At 40.9% G+C, this 22,784-nt stretch carries 21 protein-coding genes and 1 pseudogene; 16 read left to right on the top strand and 6 right to left on the bottom strand.

Translation table 11 applies throughout. The annotated features are described in order from the left end of the window. Positions 1 to 126: 126 nt before the first annotated feature. Positions 127 to 756, bottom strand: coding sequence for a hypothetical protein (locus H7T88_RS17640; RefSeq protein WP_154891876.1), 630 nt, complete (start codon positions 754 to 756; stop codon positions 127 to 129). Between the two features lie 259 nt (positions 757 to 1,015). On the opposite strand from H7T88_RS17640, the gene nirB reads away from it, so the two are divergent. The 6 genes from nirB to H7T88_RS17610 all read left to right on the top strand — a co-directional run bounded on the left by nirB (position 1,016) and on the right by H7T88_RS17610 (position 7,729). Beyond that, positions 1,016 to 3,457: a nitrite reductase large subunit NirB gene (gene nirB / locus H7T88_RS17635; protein ID WP_221789579.1), complete on the top strand. Its 2,442-nt coding sequence runs from the start codon at positions 1,016 to 1,018 to the stop codon at positions 3,455 to 3,457. A 20-nt stretch (positions 3,458 to 3,477) separates the two neighbouring features. After that, positions 3,478 to 3,843, top strand: a complete 366-nt coding sequence (locus H7T88_RS17630) for a nitrite reductase (NAD(P)H) small subunit (protein ID WP_221789616.1) — start codon at positions 3,478 to 3,480, stop codon at positions 3,841 to 3,843. A gap of 449 nt (positions 3,844 to 4,292) precedes the next feature. Further along, positions 4,293 to 5,630, top strand: a complete 1,338-nt coding sequence (locus tag H7T88_RS17625) for an ABC transporter substrate-binding protein (protein ID WP_221789577.1) — start codon at positions 4,293 to 4,295, stop codon at positions 5,628 to 5,630. A gap of 84 nt (positions 5,631 to 5,714) precedes the next feature. Next, positions 5,715 to 6,611, top strand: coding sequence for a carbohydrate ABC transporter permease (locus H7T88_RS17620; RefSeq protein WP_221789574.1), 897 nt, complete (start codon positions 5,715 to 5,717; stop codon positions 6,609 to 6,611). 31 nt (positions 6,612 to 6,642) lie between these two features. Next, on the top strand, positions 6,643 to 7,461 hold the full coding sequence (locus tag H7T88_RS17615) for a carbohydrate ABC transporter permease (protein ID WP_423246145.1): 819 nt from the start codon (positions 6,643 to 6,645) through the stop codon (positions 7,459 to 7,461). Between the two features lie 16 nt (positions 7,462 to 7,477). Then, complete coding sequence (locus H7T88_RS17610; protein WP_312027634.1) at positions 7,478 to 7,729, top strand: family 43 glycosylhydrolase; 252 nt, start codon at positions 7,478 to 7,480, stop codon at positions 7,727 to 7,729. Between the two features lie 613 nt (positions 7,730 to 8,342). Here H7T88_RS17610 and H7T88_RS17605 read toward each other — a convergent pair. Beyond that, positions 8,343 to 9,731 carry an MFS transporter gene (locus H7T88_RS17605; RefSeq protein WP_221789570.1) on the bottom strand — a complete coding sequence of 463 codons (1,389 nt, stop codon included), beginning with the start codon at positions 9,729 to 9,731 and terminating at the stop codon, positions 8,343 to 8,345. Between the two features lie 116 nt (positions 9,732 to 9,847). On the opposite strand from H7T88_RS17605, the gene H7T88_RS17600 reads away from it, so the two are divergent. Further along, positions 9,848 to 10,735: a LysR family transcriptional regulator gene (locus H7T88_RS17600; protein WP_221789568.1), complete on the top strand. Its 888-nt coding sequence runs from the start codon at positions 9,848 to 9,850 to the stop codon at positions 10,733 to 10,735. 270 nt (positions 10,736 to 11,005) lie between these two features. Here H7T88_RS17600 and H7T88_RS17595 read toward each other — a convergent pair whose 3' ends face one another. After that, entirely contained in the window at positions 11,006 to 11,617 is a 612-nt protein-coding gene (locus H7T88_RS17595) for a DUF1349 domain-containing protein (protein WP_221789566.1), read from the bottom strand. Between the two features lie 120 nt (positions 11,618 to 11,737). On the opposite strand from H7T88_RS17595, the gene H7T88_RS17590 reads away from it, so the two are divergent. Both H7T88_RS17590 and H7T88_RS17585 read left to right on the top strand, forming a co-directional pair. Then, positions 11,738 to 12,724 (top strand): ROK family transcriptional regulator, encoded by a 987-nt coding sequence (locus tag H7T88_RS17590; protein WP_221789565.1) that lies wholly within the window; start codon positions 11,738 to 11,740, stop codon positions 12,722 to 12,724. Then, positions 12,717 to 13,319 (top strand): sugar O-acetyltransferase, encoded by a 603-nt coding sequence (locus H7T88_RS17585; RefSeq protein ID WP_221789615.1) that lies wholly within the window; start codon positions 12,717 to 12,719, stop codon positions 13,317 to 13,319. The genes H7T88_RS17590 and H7T88_RS17585 overlap by 8 nt, the downstream gene beginning before the upstream one ends. Before the next feature lie 185 nt (positions 13,320 to 13,504). Here H7T88_RS17585 and H7T88_RS17580 read toward each other — a convergent pair whose 3' ends face one another. Further along, the gene (locus H7T88_RS17580) at positions 13,505 to 14,494 is read right to left on the bottom strand and encodes an aldo/keto reductase (RefSeq protein ID WP_221789564.1); all 990 of its coding nucleotides are present in this window, start codon (positions 14,492 to 14,494) and stop codon (positions 13,505 to 13,507) included. A gap of 171 nt (positions 14,495 to 14,665) precedes the next feature. On the opposite strand from H7T88_RS17580, the gene H7T88_RS17575 reads away from it, so the two are divergent. From H7T88_RS17575 to H7T88_RS17565, 3 genes are all read left to right on the top strand, one after another. Continuing rightward, on the top strand, positions 14,666 to 15,328 hold the full coding sequence (locus H7T88_RS17575) for a TetR/AcrR family transcriptional regulator (RefSeq protein ID WP_221789563.1): 663 nt from the start codon (positions 14,666 to 14,668) through the stop codon (positions 15,326 to 15,328). Positions 15,329 to 15,790: 462 nt separating this feature from the next. Further along, positions 15,791 to 16,690: an oxidoreductase gene (locus H7T88_RS17570; RefSeq protein WP_221789562.1), complete on the top strand. Its 900-nt coding sequence runs from the start codon at positions 15,791 to 15,793 to the stop codon at positions 16,688 to 16,690. A gap of 24 nt (positions 16,691 to 16,714) precedes the next feature. Further along, on the top strand, positions 16,715 to 17,620 hold the full coding sequence (locus tag H7T88_RS17565; protein WP_260510973.1) for a helix-turn-helix domain-containing protein: 906 nt from the start codon (positions 16,715 to 16,717) through the stop codon (positions 17,618 to 17,620). 265 nt (positions 17,621 to 17,885) lie between these two features. On the opposite strand, the gene H7T88_RS17560 is transcribed toward H7T88_RS17565, so the two are convergent. Beyond that, positions 17,886 to 18,800, bottom strand: coding sequence for a LysR family transcriptional regulator (locus H7T88_RS17560; protein WP_221789561.1), 915 nt, complete (start codon positions 18,798 to 18,800; stop codon positions 17,886 to 17,888). A gap of 142 nt (positions 18,801 to 18,942) precedes the next feature. Between H7T88_RS17560 and H7T88_RS17555 the strand changes: the two genes are divergently transcribed. Next, positions 18,943 to 19,146 (top strand): type 1 glutamine amidotransferase family protein, encoded by a 204-nt coding sequence (locus tag H7T88_RS17555; RefSeq protein WP_260510972.1) that lies wholly within the window; start codon positions 18,943 to 18,945, stop codon positions 19,144 to 19,146. 19 nt (positions 19,147 to 19,165) lie between these two features. Further along, entirely contained in the window at positions 19,166 to 19,960 is a 795-nt protein-coding gene (locus tag H7T88_RS17550) for an alpha/beta fold hydrolase (RefSeq protein WP_221789560.1), read from the top strand. Between the two features lie 661 nt (positions 19,961 to 20,621). Here H7T88_RS17550 and H7T88_RS28785 read toward each other — a convergent pair. Beyond that, positions 20,622 to 20,785, bottom strand: a pseudogene (locus tag H7T88_RS28785) (arsinothricin resistance N-acetyltransferase ArsN1 family A); the annotation flags it as partial. A gap of 66 nt (positions 20,786 to 20,851) precedes the next feature. Between H7T88_RS28785 and H7T88_RS17545 the strand changes: the two are divergent. Both H7T88_RS17545 and H7T88_RS17540 read left to right on the top strand, forming a co-directional pair. Continuing rightward, positions 20,852 to 21,430, top strand: coding sequence for a hypothetical protein (locus H7T88_RS17545; RefSeq protein ID WP_312027633.1), 579 nt, complete (start codon positions 20,852 to 20,854; stop codon positions 21,428 to 21,430). A 75-nt stretch (positions 21,431 to 21,505) separates the two neighbouring features. Continuing rightward, on the top strand, positions 21,506 to 22,534 hold the full coding sequence (locus H7T88_RS17540) for a flavin-containing monooxygenase (RefSeq protein ID WP_260510987.1): 1,029 nt from the start codon (positions 21,506 to 21,508) through the stop codon (positions 22,532 to 22,534). The last annotated feature ends 250 nt before the right edge of the window (positions 22,535 to 22,784 follow it).

The following is a 22,784-nucleotide window of genomic DNA, read 5'->3' as shown; positions in this document are numbered from 1 at the left end:
TTATGGTGTTTGAAATCTGTAGCATTATTCAATGTTTATCCTTTGCTCAGTTAGAAACATATCTTGCGGATAAATTAGCTAAAGGTACCTCTCCATAGAGGTGCCTTTTTTTGTTTATGATAACGTTCAGCCACTAAATAATGATTTCCACCTGTTTCTAATCACTCCAGGCTCATTGTAGTGACTATTATCAAGTTTTGGTTTTAACTTCCAAAAACCTTTTTCCCACTGTGAACAATCGGGTTCAATATATTGAAGTCCGCTAATTACAGAATCAATATCAGAAGGGGAGAGATCGATGAGTTCTTTTTTATGGAATAGGGCTGTAAAGCCGTGTTCAATAGAAATTCTGCAGTTTTTGTTAAAATTAAGGGAAAAGTATGAATGCCCATCTTTAGCATGTTCATGTAGAATCTGAAGTATAGGAAGACCTACATATGAATGGAGATCCTCTATTTTTTTAGGATAAATCGATTGAAACGAGTGATTTTGTTCATCATATATCTCATAAGCAATACCGTATAATTGCCATTCCAACAGACTTTCTAAGAAGATTGTATATATCTCGTGAAAATGCTTTTTAACAAAATGAATTGTACTTAGATCTTCCGTGGTTAGTGCATATTTAGTATCAATAAACGTATTAAGCGAATATATCTCCGTATTAAATAAATCTACCGAAGCTTTAACCTCCAATGACCCTTCCCAACTTTCATATTTTTCGATGTATCGCAATTGATCTAATGTTCTGTTCATTGTTCACCTCATAATTAATCTTTATTGAACATACAGCTTTCTCATAAGAACTAATATCCTCCATGACAAGTAGGCAGAGAGAATCAGTGTTTTCTTGTCACTCTGTATTTTAACAAAAAAAGAGTTGCCCTATATAACCTTCTTTGATATAAATACAATAAATACTGCCAAAAATGGTTCGATTGTAGGTTTGTTGTTTAGTAGGTTACAAGTTTTCTTTGTCATGGATAGGAATATATAGGTAGTAGGAGGTTTTTGCATGGTAAAAGTACAAGAACGTCGGCATTTAGTCTTGATTGGTAACGGGATGGCTGGGATCAACACGGTGGAACAGATCTTAAAACTGGCACCCAGCACCTACAGAATTACCGTATTTGGGAGTGAACCTTATCCCAACTACAATCGTATTCAGTTATCGTATGTGCTAGAGAAGAGTAAAGCAGTAGAAGACATTATTTTGAATGACAGGAACTGGTATTTAGAGAATGGAATAGAGCTATATACCGGAACGACTGTAACACATATTGATACGGAACAAAAAATTGTGAAGGCAGACAATGGTATGGAGGTTCCATATGACAAGCTCATTGTTGCAACCGGTTCCAATCCGTTTATGCTTCCGGTACCAGGAGCAGATAAAGAGGGGATTGTAGGTTTTAGAGATATCGCAGATTGCCAAAACATGCTGCATGCAGCAGATCAGTACAAGAAGGCTGCTGTTATTGGTGGGGGCCTGCTCGGATTGGAGGCTGCCAAGGGGCTGCTCAAACTGGGGATGGATGTGACAGTGGTCCATCTGTTTGAGGAGATAATGGAACGTCAGCTCGATCATACCGCCTCACTGATGCTTCAGGCAGAGCTGGAAAGCCAAGGATTGAAATTTGCTACCGGCAAACAGACTAAGGAGTTTCTAGGAGATGATCGAGTTAGCGGGATTCGTTTTACCGACGGAACAACGCTGGATGCAGAATTCGTAGTCATGGCGGTGGGAATTCGACCAAACACTGCATTAGCCAAGAAAAGCGGTATTGTGGTTAATAGCGGGATTCTTGTGGATGATTATATGTGTACTTCAGCAACGGATGTTTATGCGGTAGGGGAGTGTAACGAACATCGGGGCATTACATATGGGCTGGTAGCTCCACTATTTGAACAGGGAGCTGTCCTTGCGAAGCATCTGTGCGGAGTGGATACGAAGCCATATGAAGGATCTGTGGTATCTACTCAACTAAAAATATCTGGTGTAGACGTGTTCTCCGCTGGTGAGTTTATGGATGCAGAAGGACTATCTATAGTGCGGATGCATGATGAGTGGTTACGTATTTACAAAAAAGTGCTCCTGCGCGGCGGACGGATCGTCGGCGGTGTTCTGATTGGTGACGGAAAGGAATCTTCCAGACTGCAGCAGTGGATTCGAACAGGCACGGTAATGACAGAAGCCATTCATAATGCGATTATGGGACAAGCCTCGGTCGAAACCGGGAATACAGCCGCAGAGCTGGCGGATGAGGAAATCGTATGTGGTTGTAATGGTGTGACGAAAAAACACATTGTGGATGCCATTAACGAAAAAGGATTAACCACGGTAGAAGAGATCAAGGTGGCCACAAGTGCATCGCGTTCTTGTGGAGGTTGCCGACCGGTTGTAGAGCAGATTCTTCAATATGTGCTCGGAGACAAGTATGATTCAGCGGCGGCGAAACAGGAAGCAATCTGTTCCTGTACCACACTGAGCAGAGATGAAGTCGTGACGGCGATTAAAGAAAAGGGACTGATCACATCTAAAGAAGTAAGATATGCGCTGGAATGGGATAACCCGGAGGGCTGCTCTAAATGTCGTCCTGCGCTGAACTACTATCTGGGTATGATCTGGCCAACTGAGCATGTGGACGAGAAGGATTCACGTTTTGTGAATGAACGGATGCATGCGAACATTCAAAAGGATGGAACATTTGGCGTTGTGCCGCGAATGTACGGCGGGGTAACCACTCCGGACGATCTCAGACTTATTGCTGATATTGCGGTGAAATACAACGTCAAGCTGGTTAAAGTAACCGGTGGTCAGCGGCTGGACCTGCTTGGGGTCAAAAAAGAGGACCTACCAAAGATCTGGAAGGACCTTGGCATGCCGTCCGGTTATGCGTATGCGAAGGCGCTTCGTACGGTCAAGACATGCGTGGGATCACAGTTCTGCCGTTTTGGTACGAAAGATTCGATGGGGATGGGAATAATGCTTGAGAAGAAGTTCGAGCGGTTAGATATGCCGGCCAAGTTCAAGCTTGCCGTTAACGGCTGTCCGCGTAACTGCGCGGAGTCAACAACCAAGGATATTGGGATCGTCGGTAATGAGGGAGCTTGGGAAATTTACGTTGGCGGTAATGGCGGAATTAAAGCCCGACTTGCTGAACTGCTGTGTAAGGTGCGAACAGATGAAGAACTTCTGGAGATTGTCGCGGCGTTCATGCAGCATTACCGGGAGACAGGCAAATATCTGGAGCGGACCTCGGAATGGATTGAAAGGATGGGATTGGAATCCGTCACGGAAGCTGTAGTCAATGATCTGGATAACCGCCGGGTTTTAGCTGAGCGAATGGAGGTCGCTCTGGCGCAGGTGAAGGAACCATGGAGTGAAATCTTGAATAATTCGAATTTAAGGGAAAGGATGTTTGAAGAGATTAGTATCTCTACGAAACAGGACTAGAAACAGGAAGGGGCTGCATGATGGAACCGAAACTGAATAAAAATGAATACACGTATTATCTTGTTGGCAATGTAGATGATTTCACAGAGAGACTGGGACGAGTAGTGCGCTTAGGTAATGAAGAGATTGCGATATTTAAGACAACGGACGGACGTATCTATGCTCTTGAGAATAAAAGCCCTGGCCCGCGCGGAGGCACGATTGCAGAAGGAATTATATCCGGGGACGTCCTGTTCGACCCAATCTGTGACTGGAAGATTTCGTTGACGGATGGTCAGGTGCTTGATCCTGATACGGGACAGGTTCGGACTTATCCGGTTCAGGTTCACGTAGAAGAGGTACGAGTTGGATTACTGAAGAATGGGGGAGAGACTTTCCATGAGTAAAGACCTTCAGAACAAGAACGAATGGGTGCTTTAATTGTGGAGATTGCGAATTATTATGAAAGTCAGCGAAGTGGAGTAAAGACAGATTAAAAGGTTCGAATAGGTGGGCTGTAAAACATCACTCATATCATGTCGAGGGACAAGAACAGGATCCCATTAAAGTCGCTATTTTTAGCGGCTTTTTTTTATTTTATCAGTACTAACAAGTTCTTGGTAAGTCATGATTTGTCAACGGACAAAAACATTGTTTCATTTAGGTTAGAGGGCCAGCTTTTTCAAAGAGTAGCGTCTCCCCATAAACTTTATGATTTTATAATCAATTGGTTATATAAAGGTTATTTCATATATATTATAATACGGCACGGAAAGCGCTTACCGCTTAAATTAACAGAACTAACTAGTCAGCCGACTTTTCAAATGCATAACAAAAGAGAGAGGATGACGAACAAATGAAAAAACGCAGTGCTTTAATCTCCATCGTTACACTCCTTATTATGTCACTTGTTTTTACTGCATGTGGTAATTCTTCTGGTTCAAAAACGGAAACAAAGCAATTAGGCGCTAATGCCGGTGAGAATGCAACAGAATTGTCATTTTGGACATTCGTAGATTTGCACGGCAAGCATTTGGATAAAATGCTGGGGTTATGGAACCAACAGAACCCAGACAAACAGATTAAGTTGAATGTAACGGTTATGCCTTACGATGATATGCACAACAAGCTCTTATTGGCAGTTACAAGCGGAAAAGGTGCTCCTGATATCGCGGATATCGAGCTTGGTAAATTCCCTAAATTCTTGGAAGGTGACAACGTTCCCCTGGAATCTTTGAATGATGTATATGCACCATACAAAGAAGCTGTTGTTCCTTCACGTGTCGAGATTTACTCCAAAGCCGATCAGGTTTATGGCTTTGATTATCACGTAGGTGCTACGCTTGCTTTCTACAACACTGAAATTCTCGAACAAGCAGGTGTTGACTACAAGACCATCAAAACATGGGAAGATTACAAACAAGCAGGTATCCAGGTTTACGAAAAGACTGGCAAGTACTTAGGTACTGCTGATACGTCAGCTTCGTTCCAAGCATCGCTGCTACTAGCTCAGCAAAATGCTGATTTTACTGATGAAAATGGTAATCCAAAAGTGAATTCGCCTGAAATGATTAAAGCGCTTGAAATGTTAGTCGATCTACAGAAGAACAATGTTATTCATACGATCCCTGGCGGACAACCCGACACAGAAGAAGCAAAAGGCGAATATAACAAAGGCAACTACGCAAGTGCATTAATGCCTGAGTGGTACATGTCCCGCTTTGTAAACGAAATGAAAGACCTTAAAGGGAAGTATGCAATAGCTCCATTGCCTGTATTCGAAGAAGGTAACCCTCGTTCCGTTGGCTTAGGCGGTACTGGCACAGTTGTTACTAAGAATGGTACAGACGTTCAGTTGGCAAAAGAATTTGTAGCCTTTGCTAAGCTTTCGAAAGAAGCTACTACTGAAATTTGGAATACACTTGGATTTGACCCAATCAACATGGAAGTATGGAAAGATGATGCAGTTACGAAAAACCCTGAAAATGAATACGTCCAATACTTTAAAACAAATGCATTTGATACTTTGAATGAAATCAAGGACGAAATTAGAGCGATAAAGTCCGTTAAAGCTTCACCAACCATCGGCAATATATTCAATACGGTTACTTTGAATGCGATCTTTGAAGATGGCCAAGACGTGAAGGAAGCGTTGGATGAAGCACAAGCAGCAATTGAACAAGAATTGAAATAAATATAATAAGTAAATGATTCGATTAAACCTGTTGGCAGGTATAGTGGTCGGCAGGTTTAACCATAGTTAAGGGAGATTGAGAATATGATAAAGAAATTTGTATACTCTCAAAAAGTTGCGCCTTATGTTTTTGTATTGCCATTTATACTCATATTTTTGATCTTCTGGTTATATCCGCTTGTAAATTCATTCGTAATGAGTTTTCAAGATCGGATGTTGGGGCAGGATCCTAAATGGATTGGTGAAGCAAATTATTCGAAATTGCTTACAGATAAAGTGTTTTTGATATCTATTAAAAATAGCGTTGTGTACATGTTAGGAACCTTAGTGCTGTTAATTCCCTTTCCCATGTTATTCGCCGTTATGATCAACAGTAAGTTAATGGTGGGAAGAGAGTTTTTTAAATCTTCGTTCTTTCTCCCTGCCTTGACATCTGTCGCAGTTGCGGGGACCATTTTCCGTCTTACATTCGGTGAAATGGAAGGTTCATTAATGAACAGTTTCCTGGGTCTATTTGGTGTAGAGCCTATTAAATTTTTGAAAGACGGAGCATGGAGTATGACAGCACTGTTAATCCTCGCATGTTGGAGATGGACGGGAGTGAATATACTTTACTATCTATCCGGTTTGAAAAGCATTGACAATGAATATTATGAGGCTGCTTCAATTGACGGGGCATCTGCTTGGCAGAAGTTTAGAATGATCACAATGCCATTATTGAAGCCGACCACGGTATATGTTACCACAATTAGTGTTTATGCAGGTTTAGCCATGTTTACCGAGAGTCTGATGATGTTCAACGGTAACAAATCACCCCAAAATATTGGCTTAACCATTGTTGGATATCTGTATAGACAAGGGATTGAGCAGAATAAGCTGGGTTACGCAGCTGCGGTTGGTATCGTTCTGTTAGTCATTGCTATGGTTATCAATTTAACGCAGTTGAAATTTAGTGGAATGTTCAAAAGGGAGGAGGATTAGAGTGGGCAGAAGTCAGACAGGGAGTGATTTCATCTCTAGAATAGTAATTATTTGTTTATTCATTATACTATTCGTTATAATTATGATCCCATTCTATGCAGTGGCCCTATCTTCCTTTAAACCAGGTGAATCATTAGTTAGATATGGTCTTAACCTAAGTTTGGATTTTGAAATCATGAGTTTTGATAATTTTATCTTTCTGTTTACTGGAGAACATGATTATTTTGTGTGGTTTTGGAATAGTATGATTCTAACAATTGTTCAAGTGGTTTTAACACTTTTTGTAAGCGCATTTGTTGGATATGGTTTTGCTGCATATGATTTTAAAGGTAAGAACTTCCTCTTTATATGTGTTTTGCTCATTATGATGGTGCCTTTCGAAATATTGCTGGTTCCTTTGTACAGCCTAATTAATGATTTGGGAATGGTGAATAGCTATTCGGCAATCATTCTACCGGGTATAGCTAATGCCGCGACAATATTTTTCTTCAGGCAATATCTAAGAAGCATACCCAAAGAGATTATTCAATCTGGGCGGGTTGATGGCGCAAACGAGTATGCGATTTATTTCAGACTAATTATGCCGATTATGAAGCCATCCTTTGCGGCAATGGCTATTTTGAATGGGATGAATAGCTGGAATAATCTGTTGTGGCCATTCATGGTGCTCGGAGATCAGAGTAAATATACACTTCCAATCGGTTTGAAAACGTTGTTAACTCCATATGGCAATAACTATGACCTATTGATCGTGGGCTCCTTCTTCTCCATCATTCCAATTTTCATACTGTTTATTGCCTTCCAGAAATATTTCATAGACGGTATGACTGCCGGTGCTGTTAAAGGGTAATATATATTAACATCGGGTGTTCCTCTCTTACTCGGCTAGCGCCACCGATTTCAATTATTGCATGGGCTTATTTGAAGCCGACATAGATGCTGATTTGCTCGATGTCACCTCATGGCTCAAGTCGCTAACAGCGGTTCTCTCGACAGATGAGAGCATCTCAATATATGGTCCAGGTCATAATTCCTTCATGGTGTCAGAGGAAGACGCTGAGACGCTATTTGTGTTTCACGCAAGAACGTACAAGAACATTATAGGAGATCCGCTGTAAGATCCGAATCGCCATACATTTGTGACAGAGCTTTTGTGGACGGCTGATGGCAGATCCGATTTCCGCAGCTATGTTGAAGCACTTGCACGTTCTTTACCATGAACGAGTGTTCCAACAAGGTTGGTTGATGGATTTGAGTTCGTTTATCCAACTTGCCAAAGAGAGACAATAAGAACATCGAAGGCACCTCTGTGTGCCTTCGATTTCGCTCTAAAGATACTACGCCGAACCGCATTATAAGGGCAGGATAGTTTAACAAATAAGTCGAAGAGTTGAGTGGGACTAACCTTGCTTAAAGAGGAAAGAGATAACGTTAAATTATAAAAATGTTGTTTACGAAATGCTTAGGCTAATGCTGATATTAAATACTTTATACATAAAAGAGCTCAAAGAACTATGGAAAGAAGAGGACGAGGTTCAGTCACACGTTGAATGTCCAAGGACAAGAACTTGTACCGATTTCCGGAATGGACAAGAACATAGTCCGATTAACGATTAGATGTACATCTTAAGATTAATCACAAAAACAAAACAAAGATCATGTACGGAGGAGCTTTGATAAAGAAGAATAGTCCCACAGTTCGGTGAGGATTAATTTACATCTATTAGATAACTAGAACTCATGAGACTGCCCTGGCTCCTTGCGCCGCCAATTTATAAATACCAAAGACAAAGCAATTAATGTAAGGATCATCCCAACCACTCGAAATCCTTCGAAGCTGAAGTTATCTCCCATTACAGTGCTAATCAGTATAGAAGAGAGAATGGTTCCCAGGTATCTTGAGGTATTAAATATTCCAGATGCTACACCTATCATTTCTTTTGGTGAACTTTTGAATAAGGCCGCTTGCATAGCGACACTGTTCAACCCGTTGCTAACACCGAATGCAGCTAAAGCCAGACACACACTGATAACTGGTGAAGTCTGATCAAGTGTTACAATCCACACGGACCCAAATGTCATAAGTATTCCGGACATCAGCAATGCTGGCCCGGGACCTGATTTATCGATCCATCGTCCTGCCATTGGTGAAGTAACGAGTGAGCACAAGCCTAAGCTTAGCATGAGCATCCCTGTATGGAACTCGCTGACATGACGAACAATTTGCAAGTAGGACGGAAGCCCGAAAAAGAGAGAATAAAAAAGCAAGTTAACGATCAAAAATTCGACATTGACCCAAGTCATTGCAGGATATTTAACGAATGTGCGTAAAGGAATAAAGGGTGCCTTCGCTTTTAACTCATGTCGCACGAAAGCTCCCAGTGCAACGAAGCCAATCAGCTCCACAATAACGTTGCTTAATGTAATTTGACCAGACGTTTTTGTGGACAATAATCCAACGAGCAGAGCAACCAGACCCACGGTGAATAGGAGAACTCCTGGCGCATCAATCAGATCAGACCATTTACGAAAGGACATGTTGCGAGCAACGGATGTCGTAGACGGAATATCCTTAGGAATATGCCTCCAAGCTAATAAAAAACTTGTCACTACGAACGGAATATTAATCAAAAAAATAGCAGGCCAGCCCCACCAGTGAATGATGACTCCGCCAATAAAGGGACCGATCGCTGCTGCTCCGGATAGGAATATGCTCAAATATGACAGTGCAGTCGCTTGTTTCTCCTTAATATGAATTCGCACAATGGCCATTCCAACCGCAACCATCATGCTTGTTCCGATGGATTGCACAATGCGGAACACGATGAGCCACCCAAAGTTTGGGGATAGTGGAGCTAATAATGATGCAATGAAGGATATAACAAGTCCCGTAAGAAATATCCTCCTCCGACCGAATAAATCGCTTGCTTTTCCCATGATAGGTTGAGCGATAGCGCTCGCAATGTAGAAAGAAAAAATAATCCAAGATACCACGGTAAAATCAAGTTGGAACTCATTTTGCAGCCTTGGAATTGCAACTGAAACCATTGAAGAATTTAAGGGGTTCAATAGAATTCCTAGTCCAACGGAGATCATCAACCACTTATTGCGAAAACTCACTTCAATCCCCCCGATCTGTATGTTTGTGTCATCATCGTACTTGAAATCATTTATTTATTCCAATGCATTTTATGTTATGATTTCATTGACTCAAAGGAATGAGTGGAGGGTGTAGTATGGAACTTCTTCAACTGAAATATTTTCTCGAAGTAGCTCGTGTGGAGCATATGACCGAAGCGGCACGAAGTCTGCATGTCACTCAATCATCACTAAGCAAAACAATTGGGCGTTTGGAAGAAGATTTGGGAGTCTCGTTATTCGATCGAATAGGGAGGAACCTGCGATTGAATGAGTTTGGAAAGAGATTCTATTGCCGTGCAGAAAGAGCGTTGTTTGAATTGGAACAGGGGAAGCAGGAGATTCGTGATTTATCCAGCCCAGAACATGACATACTCGAATTGGCGGTGACCACCGCAAGCACATTGCCTCAGATCCTTCGGGAGTTTCGGAACAAGCGACCCGATATCCAATTTCATGTGCAGATGCTCACCACGCAGGAAATGGTTACGCTTCTTCATAGAGGAGAGGTTGATTTTTGCTTGTCCTCACCTCCTGTAAGGGGGGAAGACATTGAATGTCAAATCATGTTCATCGACCCGATTCTTGTAGCTGTTCCAAAAGGGCATCGGCTTGCTGACCGAAACAGCATATCTTTGACTGAGCTAAGAGATGAAAGTTTTGTTGGTGTAAAAAGAGGCTACGGTACTCGTGATCTGGTTGATTCTATATGCAAATCAGTTGGATTTATACCTACTTATGTATATGAAGGGGATGAACCCGCAAGGCTAAATTCTCTTGTAGAAGCGGGAATTGGCATAGCCTTTATACCAAGTACGGCAAGATATTTTTGTGAACATATCAAATATCTCAAAGTAGAGAACCATGAGTTGGTAAGGGAGATCGCTTTGTTATGGCATAGGAGTCGGTACATTTCACGGGCTGCTCTCGAATTCCGTAAGGTGGTTGTAGACTATTTCGGGACGATATACAAACAGACAATTTAATTATCGACAACTAATATAATGGTAATGAGAGATTCAGATGTTTGGGCAAAATCATGTTTTGAATCGACCTCATAAATTATCCGTCAAAAAAAGGGGCTTAATTAAGCCCCTTTTTTGACGGATTTTCTTCAGAAAAAATCTAATTTATAACTGTGATTCAATCGGGTCTTTCGAAAAAAGTGATTACAATTAAATAAGCTGCCTCTGGTAATGTACCAAGGGCAGCTTAAAACATATAATTTCATTTGCTTTATGAAAATTAAATCTATTTTAAATTTCGGTTATTGGAGGATCGGTATGAATATCTTCATCAGGATCATTGATAACCCAATTTGTAAAGGTAACCTTAAATGCATCACTAGTAGGTGCGCACAGGAAAGGCCCTGCATGATTTCCTTCCGAATAAGGAAAACGTGCAACACGAATAGTATGCCAATGGCTATCTTGGGCACGAGCCCTGATGATAACGGCATCTTTGTACATCGAAGCACGAATAGTCACTTTTTTTTCACTCCAATTAGCTGGCAACGGGAATAAAGACCAATCAGAAAACTCATCAGTAACAACTGCTCCGATATGCGGAACCCCATCGTTAATTTCAATCCCTGCCTTGATCCACTGATTTGGAGAATGCCATAACATGATGCCTGCCTGATCGTAGAGTTCTGAGAAGCCTTCAAACATAAAAGTCACTTCCATCGATTGTCCAGTATCCCAAGGTATCAAAAGTGAATGTCCATTGTCATGCTGGAATCCATACATTGTTTTTTGCCAATAGTCACTACCTTTCACTGCTTCGACAACTAGATGGCTGTCTGTTTCACTCGAAGATTTTGGTTCAGTGGACCAACTGCCCTTTTGCCATGAGATGTGCTGTGTCATAGAACGTTTCCTTCTTCCTACAGTTATTTTGAGCGTCCTTGGTCATATAATACTTGATTTAACGTAATTATTACAAGTATTATTATAACATCTATAATTATAGAAGGGAGGTCATTGATTATGCGCGATAATTCAGAAGTTCGAAAACATAACAAGAAAAAGATTCGCCAAGAACTTCGTAAGAATATAAGAGCCTCAAAACAGCAAATGTCAAATATGACTGGCTTGAGTGTTGCTACCTGCAATACACTTCTAAATGAAATGGAGTCCGAAGGAGAAGTTATTTCTGAAAAATCCTTGACAAGTAAAGTTGGACGTTCAACATCTATTTACTCACTAAACGAACATTATGGACTTTATTTATGTCTTGAATTTTCTATTGTTAAGACAAAACGGGTGCTTACATGGAATGTTATGACAATATATGAGCATGTGTTGGAGCGTAGCGTTGAAACTCATGATTTTTTAGACGAATCCATGCTTTTAAAAGTCATTACCGATATTAGAATTAAATATCCGCGTATCTGTTCAATTAGTATCGGTACACCGAGTATTGCGGAACATAACATCATTAAATACTGCGATATCCCGGAACTTGAAGGCAGCAGTTTTGTTAAGGAACTTTCACTTCCAGTAGCAATAGAAAACGATATGCATCTGAAGGCATACGGCTATTTTAAGGCAGAATGTGTTGAAAACGAGATTGTTACCCTTGGTTTATTCTCAGAACATCTTTTGCCTGGGACAAGCACAATTGTTAAAGGGCATATTATTCGCGGAGCTAATCAAATTGCTGGACTTGTCGGCTTCCTTCCCTTTGGGATTTCAAGAGAAGAATTAAAAACCAAATTCTCTTCTGATTCTCACTTGGAATTTACGGCTAAATCAATTGTATCTATTATTGTAGCGTTAAATCCGCACAAAATGATTTTGTGTGGTGATTTATTGAATTTGCGAGAAGTTGAGCTATTAAAGACAACGTGCGCTAATAGTATTCCTGAAGAATATTTGCCAACATTTGTGTATGTAGAGGATATGGAAAAATATTATGTCCGGGGAATGTTTCATCGGGCGTTGGAGGTTAGTGAAGAATATGAGCATCACTGAAAAAGAGAAAGCACAAAAAGGGTGGTTGTACGATGCTAATTACAATCAGGAACTACTCAAAGAAAAAGAGAAATGCCAAGATTTATGTCATGACTTTAATCAATTAAAACCATCAGACACGAAAAAGAAACGAGAAATTTTAGCTGAAATTTTAGAAAAGACACCAGAGAATTTTGTCGTTACTGCTCCTTTTTATTGTGATTTCGGTTATAACATTGAGATAGGGGAAGGTTTTTTCTCTAACTATAATTGCACTATCCTTGATGGAGCTAAAGTAACCTTCGGGAAATATGTATTTATTGCACCAAACTGTTGCTTTTCAACAGCGGGACACCCACTTGTTTCTGAACAAAGAAATGCGGGGCTTGAATTCGCTTATCCAATTACAGTTGGAAATAACGTATGGTTCGGAGCTGGGGTTACGGTATTACCGGGAGTAACTATTGGAGATGATGTCGTTATTGGTGCGGGTAGCATTGTTAATAAGGACATTCCTTCCGGTGTGATTGCAGTAGGTAACCCTTGTAGAGTGCTTAGAGAAATTACGGAAGAAGACAAAAGAAAATATCACAAAAGCGAGGCTTCGTTTGGGTAATATATTTAATTTAATCCAGTAAATCAATAAACAGGTTAGCATTAGTTCCGAGAATTAATCATGAGAAAAACCGTTGAGCAATGGAGCTCAACGGTTTTTTTGATGGCTCCGAATGGCGATATATGTGAATTGCAAAGCTGAGCCCAGCACAACGATTTTTTCATGCTATACAAGATGTAGTACTCTTAATCAGTTGTGAAAACACCTAGCATGCTCTCCGGATAGCGGCTACCAGCTGATCCATTCGGAATGATCTCAGCGATAGCTTGTAAATCAGCAGTGGTCAGATCGACATCTGCAGCACCGGCATTTTCAGCAACACGCTTAGGACTGCGTGAGCCTGGTATCGGTACAATTTGCTCATCCTGCGCCAAGATCCAGGCCAAGGCAAGCTGGGCAACGGTTATATTTTTGCTTGCAGCAAGAGCCTTTAATTGTTCTACAGCACGCTTATTGTATATAAAATTCTCGCCCTTCCAGCGCTCATCAATGCGGCGATAATCGTCCTCGGCATACTCCTCTGCAGGTTTGACTGCATCGGTCAGGAAGCCTCTGCCTAGTGGGGAGTAAGGTACAAGACCGATCTTCAGCTCTTGAAGTGTAGTTGTAATTTTTCGTTCATCCAGTTCCCGCTCGAAAACGGAATATTCACTCTGCAATACGGATACAGGAGTGACAGCATGCGCACGACGAATAGTTGTAGAACCGACATTGCTGAGCCCAAAGTACTTAACTTTCCCTTCCTTAATCAGGTCACCTACGGCTCCTGCTACCTCTTCAATAGGCACATTAGGATCTGGAACATGCTGATAAAATACATCAAGATAGTCCGTCTGGAGATATTTCAGGCTTTTTTCGGCTACTTTTTTGATGTTCTCGGGTCTACTGTTAAATCCAGAGCCGAAGGGCTCAGCCTCCATGTCTACTCCAAACTTTGTTGCCAGTACAACCTTATCACGGAAGCCCTTGACCGCCTTACCCAGAACCTGCTCATTGTGACCTGCGCCGTAGACCTCGGCTGAGTCGAAAAAGTTAATTCCTACATCAAAGGCTTTTTGGATAGTCTTGATGCCATCTTCATCCGTAGTAGGACCGTAAGCCGTGGAAATCCCCATGCATCCAAAGCCAATTGCTGATACTTCCAAACCTTGTCCACCTAATTTGCGATACTTCATAAAAAGACTCCTCCTTTATTGTCTATGATTAGTGTTGCTGCGATGAGAATACCACGCAACGATTACAAAGTAAACAAAAAAGTTCTATTTTGTATACTTTGTAATCGTTCATGTGTATTTTTCATGTATTGTGCAGTATAATAGCGATGATGAGGGAGGTCCTGAACTGAAATGAGTGAAAAAGAGATAAGTGAACGTCGTAATGAGAATCGAAACAAAATTATTGAAAAGTTGCTATCCTATGTACGTAAGAATGGGTTTCTATCGTTGACGATGGATGAAATATCCAAAATTTCTGGTGTCAGTCGTGCCACTTTATATAAATATTTTTCTACAAAGGATGATATTATTGAGTTTTTGGTCCACGCATTTGTGCAAAACATTGAAGAAGTAATCGAAGAAGAAGGGGCGACAAGACTGGGTATCCGTTTTCAGGAGATCTTCGAAAAATCGGTTATGTTAAGAGAATTTTTGACCCGAATCTTCTTGCAGGATCTGGAACAAGGCTATCCTGAGCAATATGAGCTGCTGAAGCAGACGATGAAACGTAGAGATGAACAGCAGCTTCGCTTTTATGAAGCAGGGCAGAGTCAAGGTATTTTTCATCCTGTTAATGGCAAGCTCATTGCACTGCAGGATGAAATATTGTTATATATGCTAGATGCTCAATTTCTGCTGGAAAATAATTTGACTGTTTATCAAGCGCTATACGATTATTATCAACTTCGAAAATTCCAGTTGTTCCGAACGGAAAAACTTCATCTTGTTGATGATCAAATATTCCTGCCCAAACTGGAGTACATGGCTCAAAAAATTACGAGAAACCTATTCTGAGACTTTGGAGGGATAAACAAGTTGCTTTGCAGTGCGAGACAGTATCAGTTGATGTTGCTGGTGAAAACAAGTATATCGTACAATGTGGATTAATCGTTGGGAACGATTGGATCAGGAAGACGAAACTTCGGTATTTTATCTCGTCCCATAAATGGGCCAGTCTGAGGTAAGTTTTGATAACAATTAATAGAACTCTATTCCTATAAAATAGTGAAAGTTATCTCAAATTATTATTTAGTTGTAAAAGAAGGTGTCGACTGTATTCTGTCGGGGCCTTCTTTTATTGTATTAACTCTTTAAGTAAATCTCTGAGATTAAGCAAAATAGTACAGTGATTTGGATAATTCCACAGTGGATGCGTATATGTACCAAGCTATAGCTCAGTAGTATCCTAATCTTAAGAAACAAATGAAGTCCATGTGAGATGAAGTCATTGGATACAGAGAAGGGTAGGAGAATAATATGAGTAAACAGCATTGGGACGCAACCAAAATACCTGATCAACAAGGAAAAGTGATTATCGTAACCGGCTCAACAAGCGGTCTTGGTAAAGAAGCCGTAAAAACCATTGCAGGTAAGAACGCAAAGGTGATTATGGCGGTAAGGAATGTAGATAAAGGTAAAGAAGTTGTTAATGAACTCAAAAAGGAATTTAAACATGCGGATATTGACGTTAGGAAATTAGATTTATCCAATCTGAGTTCTATTCGAGCTTTTGCCAATGTAATGGTGGAAAACTATGATCGGTTGGATATACTGATTAATAATGCGGGTATTATGTTTCCTCCTTACTCTAAAACGGTTGATGGGTTCGAGAATCAGTTCGGAACCAATCATTTAGGTCACTTTGCGTTAACTGGCTTACTTATGCCCCTCTTGAAAAAGACAGAAGGATCAAGAATTGTCGTACTATCCAGTTTAGGCCATACGATGGGAAAACTCGATTTTGAAGATTTGAACTGGGAAGCGAGAAAATATGATACACAGAAAGCTTACGGTGATAGTAAATTAGCAAACCTTTACTTCACGTATGAACTTGCAAGAAGGCTCAAAAGAGAAGGTGATCATCCCAGAATTACGGCTGCACATCCGGGCTGGACAGCTACAGACTTACAGAGAAACTCAGCTTTTATGAGCGGAATGAATAGGTTTTTTGCACAGCGTGTGCATATGGGGGTTTTACCTACCCTTCGAGCTGCTTTTGATGAAGAGGCTAAAGCCGGAGATTTTTTTGGACCATCGAAATTAATGAATATGAGAGGATATCCCGTTGCCCACTCATCGAACAAGCTATCCTATGATGAAACCATTGCCAGAGAATTATGGCAACGTTCAGAGGAAATGACAGGAATTAAATTCTAAAGGTGATAACAAGAGGGTGATACGATGAACGAAATGATCCGGATTGATTCAATCTCTTCATTACATGATCTTTTGGGGTATGATAAACCAAAACATCCTCTGATCACATGTATAGAGCTAGACAAATTTAATCCGAACATGGTATATCAGAACACACAGTTTATTAACGGATTTTATACGATCTCATTAAAGAACGGTGAGAATTTTGATATCAAATATGGACGTCGCTACTATGATTTTAGTGAAGGAAGTATGATCTTCGTGGCGCCGGAACAGCGATTAACGGTTGACTATGATCCGGGTGATCATGGTTCGGAAGGATGGATGCTGTGTTTTCATCCGGATTTAATTAGAACAAGTTCATTAGGAAACAAAATGGATGAGTATACTTTCTTTTCTTATGCAGCGAATGAGGCGCTTCATGTATCAGAGAAGGAGAAGGATATTGTAACCAAAATCGTGCATATCCTCATCGAGGAATTCAGCCAGAATATAGATATATACTCGACGGACTTAATTGTTTCCAATCTTGAAGTATTACTTAATTATGCACAGCGATTCTATGGAAGACAATTTATTACTCGAAAAACGATTCATCATGATGTGGTGGATCGATTCGAGCAATTATTAAAAGAAAGCTTTACCTTGCAGCAACTTGGGGAGAACGGTATACCCAGTGTGAAAGAGCTTGCCAAAGAAATGGGGTACTCCACCAATTATTTAAGCGATCTGTTGAAGAAAGAAACAGGAAAAAACACACAAGAACATATTCATTATCAGATCATCCATCATGCCAAAAACCTGCTGTCCGGTACTTCAGAACCGATCTCTAATATTGCTTACAAGCTTGGCTTCGAATATCCTGCCAATTTCTCGAAATTTTTAAAATTACAGACGGGAATGTCGCCCAATCAATTTAGAAAACATTAGATCTGACCAAATAAATAAGTGTCGAGGGACAAGAACATACTCCTATTAAAGTCGCTATTTTAGTGGCTTTTTTATTTTAAGGTACAAGTTCTTGTCCCGAGCAAAAGACAAGAACTTATACCGATTACCGGAATGGACAAGAACATAGTCCGATTGCTGATTAGGTGCATATTTAAACATTAATAACAGTATTTTACAACTTAATTAAATACCATAATACATATCTGGGAACGATTTTTCCGGTTCGTTATGCGACATTTTTATATCAGATCGATTCTATCGAAGTTCGATTGGAAAAATATTCAATCAATGCCCTATAAAACACTTTGGAAGGCGTGTTCAATACACGTTTTTTGTGCCGGACGATGCCGTGAACGAAGGTGACTTGTCGAGGCAGCGGGAGCGAGATGACGCTGCCTTCCGCAAGTTCCTGCGCCACAGAGATTTTCGGCACAAGAGCAACGCCAAGTCCGCAAGTCACGACCTGTCGTACAAGTTCGGTACTTGCAAATCCGGTCGAACGGATTCCGGGGGGTAGCCCCATTTCGCTTAACAGTTTGAGTCCTTCCGTATGATATACGCAGCGGGAACCGAAACCGATCATCTGAATCCCCGAAGTATTTTCCCATCCTTCGTTTTCGATCAAATGAGCCAGATTCTTGGAGGCGACAACGATCATTTCCTCTTCGATCAGCGGTTCAAATATCAAATCTTCTTTTTTGGGGTCCATCGGTACGATTCCGAAATCGAGTACATGAGACTGAACCTGTTCAACAATGTCGGCTTGAAATCCCGTTTCTAGCAGCAGATGGATTTCTGTATATTCCGTGAAAAAAGAATGCATAAAATTGGACATTCGTGTCACCAAAAAAGATTCCAATGATCCCAAACGCAACGTGCCTCGGGGATGATCCAAATTTTCCAATGCTTCTTCGAGCGAATGACCCAACTGTACAAATTTTCGGGCATAACGTGCAAACTGTTCGCCCGCTTCAGTCGGTTTTACGCCACGGGGAAGTCGGTGAAAAAGTTTTTTATTACAGCTTTGCTCCAATAACTGGATCTGTGAAGTAACCGTCGATTGTACATATCCCAGCTTTTCAGCGGCACGGCTGAAATTTCCTTCTTCTAATACTGCCAAAAAAGTAAGCAACGATCGTCCTTCCAAGGTCTCCAACATGATTTTTCCTCCTAGGTATCGAAAAAACAAATGGATTCTATCATATCTTTTCGTTTTTAAAATGGATAAACCGATGATAACATGAAGATGTTCTCAAGCCAACAACATCTTCAAGGAGGAACCATCGTGATGAGGAATTTATGTGGTCTGCCGCATCAGTCGTGCACGGGTCGTGGATAGTAGACGTATCGCCACGGCGGGCGGAATCGCAGCCGGCATGGAATTGGGATTTAATTTGCTCAGAAAAGCGGGTTATGACGAAGATTTCATTACGGAGGTAGCCCGAATCATGGAGTACGACCGCGCTTATGAAGTCTACCGTGACGATATAGAGCGGAACGCTTAACTACAAGGGGGAAATTATAATGTTGCATACAGATAATGGTCATTATATTGAGGTCGAGGAAAATGTCACTCTTTATGTGGAAGATGTAGGCGAAGGCAGACCTGTTGTATTTGTACACGGTATGCCTGTCAATCATAGGATCTACGAGTATCAGCAATCGGTACTGCCTCAACATGGTATCCGTTTTATCGGAATCGATCTGCGAGGATACGGCCGTTCCGACCACCCGCTGAACGGTTACACTTATGATCGAATGGCAGACGATATTAAGGCAGTGATCGACCAGCTTAATCTCAACGACGTTACACTGGCCGGTTTTTCTATGGGCGGCGGCGTTGTAACGCGGTATATGGGCAGACATCTGGGACATAAAGTTTCCAAACTGATGCTTTTCGGAGCAGCGACATTGAGTAAACTTCCTGAAGAAGCGGTAAACGGATTGATCGCTGGACTTCAAGCCGATCGGCCGCAAACGCTAACAAATATGTTTAAAGGTTTTTTCCACACGGTGCCTTCCCAAGGGATAGAAAACTGGTTATGGCACATGGGGATGAAGGCGAATGTTCATGCTACGATCGAAACGGTAAAAGCGATCGGCAGCGAGGATCTTCGCTCCGATCTTGAAGCCATCCGTGTCCCGACACTGATGCTGCATGGAGTTCACGATCAAGTGTGTCCATTCCCCGCCGCCGAACAAGCTCACGAAATCGTATCGACGTCAAAACTTGTTCGTTTTGAAAACAGCGGACATGCCCCTTTCTATGAGGAAAAAGAAAAATTCAATCGGGAAGTTATTGAGTTTGTATTAGCCTAAAAGAATACGTATATTTTTCGTAAGTCTTATTTATCCATTTGGACTTGTCGGTTTTATTCGGCAGGTCCTTTTTGTTATCTATCGAATCACTGCTATTACGAATGACACAAAGTTGCCCCCTAGACTGGAAAAAATCACCGAAGAAATACAGATCAAGTTTTAAATTTACTCAGCCATATTTCCAATGAGGCAAAATCTCCGTTCCAGTGTTGAATAGGGTGAGAACTCCAAACTGTCGAGTGGGATAATGTAATCTGTTTCTGTAGCTAACCTGCATGTTAACTTACTTAAATGTAAGTGAAGAGGGAACAGGGAACAGTAATGATGGATTGTAATATGAAGTGAGACACCCGCTGGAAATAAATAAAAAATGGTCCATGGTAAGTATCATTAATATTAAGCCACTGCAAAAGGAAATATAAAATAAAATATTCTGAAGCAAGGCTTGTAATAGTTAGAGAGAAGTAATTCAAAGAATCTTAATTACGCATAACTCCCAGTTATGTCGAAGGACAAGAACATGTTCCTATTGCCGATTAGACGTATATCTAAGCGGCGTCCTGCCCTTCAATACATTAAACTAACGGGAAGGATAGTTTAATGTATCGTGTTCAAGTAATTCGAAAACCTAGTATTGTAAGATCAATACGGCTCGCGATGCTTATAAAATTTTCTCCATTGCCATCACATCTACAAATTCCCCTTCTAAAACGCCTTGATTCTGAAATACACCTACTTCTCGGTATCCAGCATTATGATATAGGCTCTGACCAAGTGTATTAAATGGAAAGGGAAAAGAACAAACTTATAAAAGTTATTCTGCTTACCGATTTCGGACGAGAACTGGATGGATTTCAGGCGAGAGGAGAACTGGGTACCCGAATTCAAAAGGTGGTTGAATCCGGTACAGTAAAAGTCATGGCGGCATTCCATATTGAAGAATTTAAAAAACAAGGTGGAAAAATACAGGTTTCCGGAGCCATTCGAAATGAAAAAGTGGTTATTGATCATATTGATGAAATTGTAGGTAACACGGGTTCACGTCCTGACTTATCGATTGTCCGCGAAGTGCGGGTATTAACGGACCCAAGCTTAGAATGTGTTTATGAACTTGCGCCATTAATTGACCCCAATATCCACAGCTGCGGAACAGTTCGACCACATGGCGAAAAAGAACTCCGTCAACCAGAAAAGGACTTTTATATCGTGGGTGCCAAAAGTTATGGAAGAGCCCCAACTTTCCTAATGGCAACGGGATATGAGCAAGTCAGATCCATTGTAACAGCACTAGTGGGAGATATGGAGTCAGCACAAAAAGTAGAACTGGAACTGCCCGAGACGGGGGTTTGTAGTCTAGGTGCGAGTAGCACGGACAGCTGCTGTGAACCAGTTCAACTGAAGGAAGCATCTTCGGATTGTTGCTCTCCTGCAAAAACGGAAAAGGCAGGATCAAGTTCCTGTTGCGGATAATCAAGAATTCAGAGCTACTGCATCCGAATCGTGATGCAGTAGCTTTTTATAGAAGGAGGGAGAACATTGAAAAACATGATATATGATTGCATCGTTATTGGTGCTGGTCAATCTGGTTTGGCAGCAGCATACTACTTACAGGAAGCTAAACGTAACTTTATCATCCTTGAAAAAAGCGAAGAGCATTTAGGATCATGGGCAAATTACTATGATAGCTTAACATTGTTCTCTCCTGCACCGTATTCCTCATTGCCAGGACTCCCATTTCCAGGCGGTGCAAATGTTTATCCGTGCAGAGATGAGGTTGTTCAATACTTAAAGTCTTATGCGGCTACATACAATTTTCCAATACACTCAGGGCGAGAAGTAATCAAAGTGGATAAGGAAAGTAATATCTATACAGTCCATACCTCAAGGGGAGAACAGTTTCGTACACGGTCCATCATTTGTGCAAGCGGGGCATTCGTAAATCCTCATATTCCAGACATTCCTGGTATGCATGAATTTAAGGGGGAGATGCTTCATGCCAAGGACTACCCAAATGAGAAAGAGTTTATAAACAAACGGATTATTGTTGTGGGAGGAGGCAATTCGGCGGTACAAATAGCGGTTGAACTTGATAGGACGGCGCATGTAACGATTGCATCCAGAAGCCCGATCAAATTCAAGTCGCAGGTCATTGCAGGGAAAGATATTCACTTTTGGCTAACCATACTTAGGATTGATCAATCCAATTGGGGTAAACGGTTATTGCAAAAAAGCAGTGAAGGTGTCCTTGATACTGGTATTTATAAAAGTGCTATTGACCAAGGTAAGCCTGATACCAAACTGATGTTTAAAGCTTTTACGGAAAATGGGATAGTGTGGGCAGATGAGATTCGTGAAAATGTGGATACCGTTATTTTTGCCACAGGGTATATTCCGAATTTCGAATATCTTAGTGGTTTGAATGTTCTTGACTCATCAGGTGTACCATTAAAACAAAGCGATGATAGAATTCATTTTGTAGGTATACCGTGGCAGACCTCTTTTGCTTCGGCTACGATTCGAGGCTCAGGGAAGGATGCGAAAAAAGCTGTACAATCGCTTGTGAAAAGATTGTGAGCAATCGAATCTCAGCATGATGAATTATTAAATTAAGGTGGAGTCATTGAGTATCAAACGAAAGATATAGTTAAGATAAAAGACGGTCATTATTTTATGAAGTCAACATGTGAATTTTTAGTTCGAGAGTAAATTCGGTAACTTTATTGCCGACTTTTTTGGTGTATTTGTACCCCTTATATTCGTCATTGATTATATAAGTGAATTATTATATACTTATATCATTAAATGAAGCAGACAAGACTAATCA

Source organism: Paenibacillus cucumis (ex Kampfer et al. 2016) (assembly GCF_019748695.1).
In the GTDB taxonomy this organism is placed as follows: Bacteria; Bacillota; Bacilli; order Paenibacillales; family Paenibacillaceae; genus Paenibacillus; species Paenibacillus polysaccharolyticus.
The sequence above is the reverse complement of the archived record's forward strand: the minus strand, read 5'-3'. Positions and strand labels throughout refer to the sequence as shown.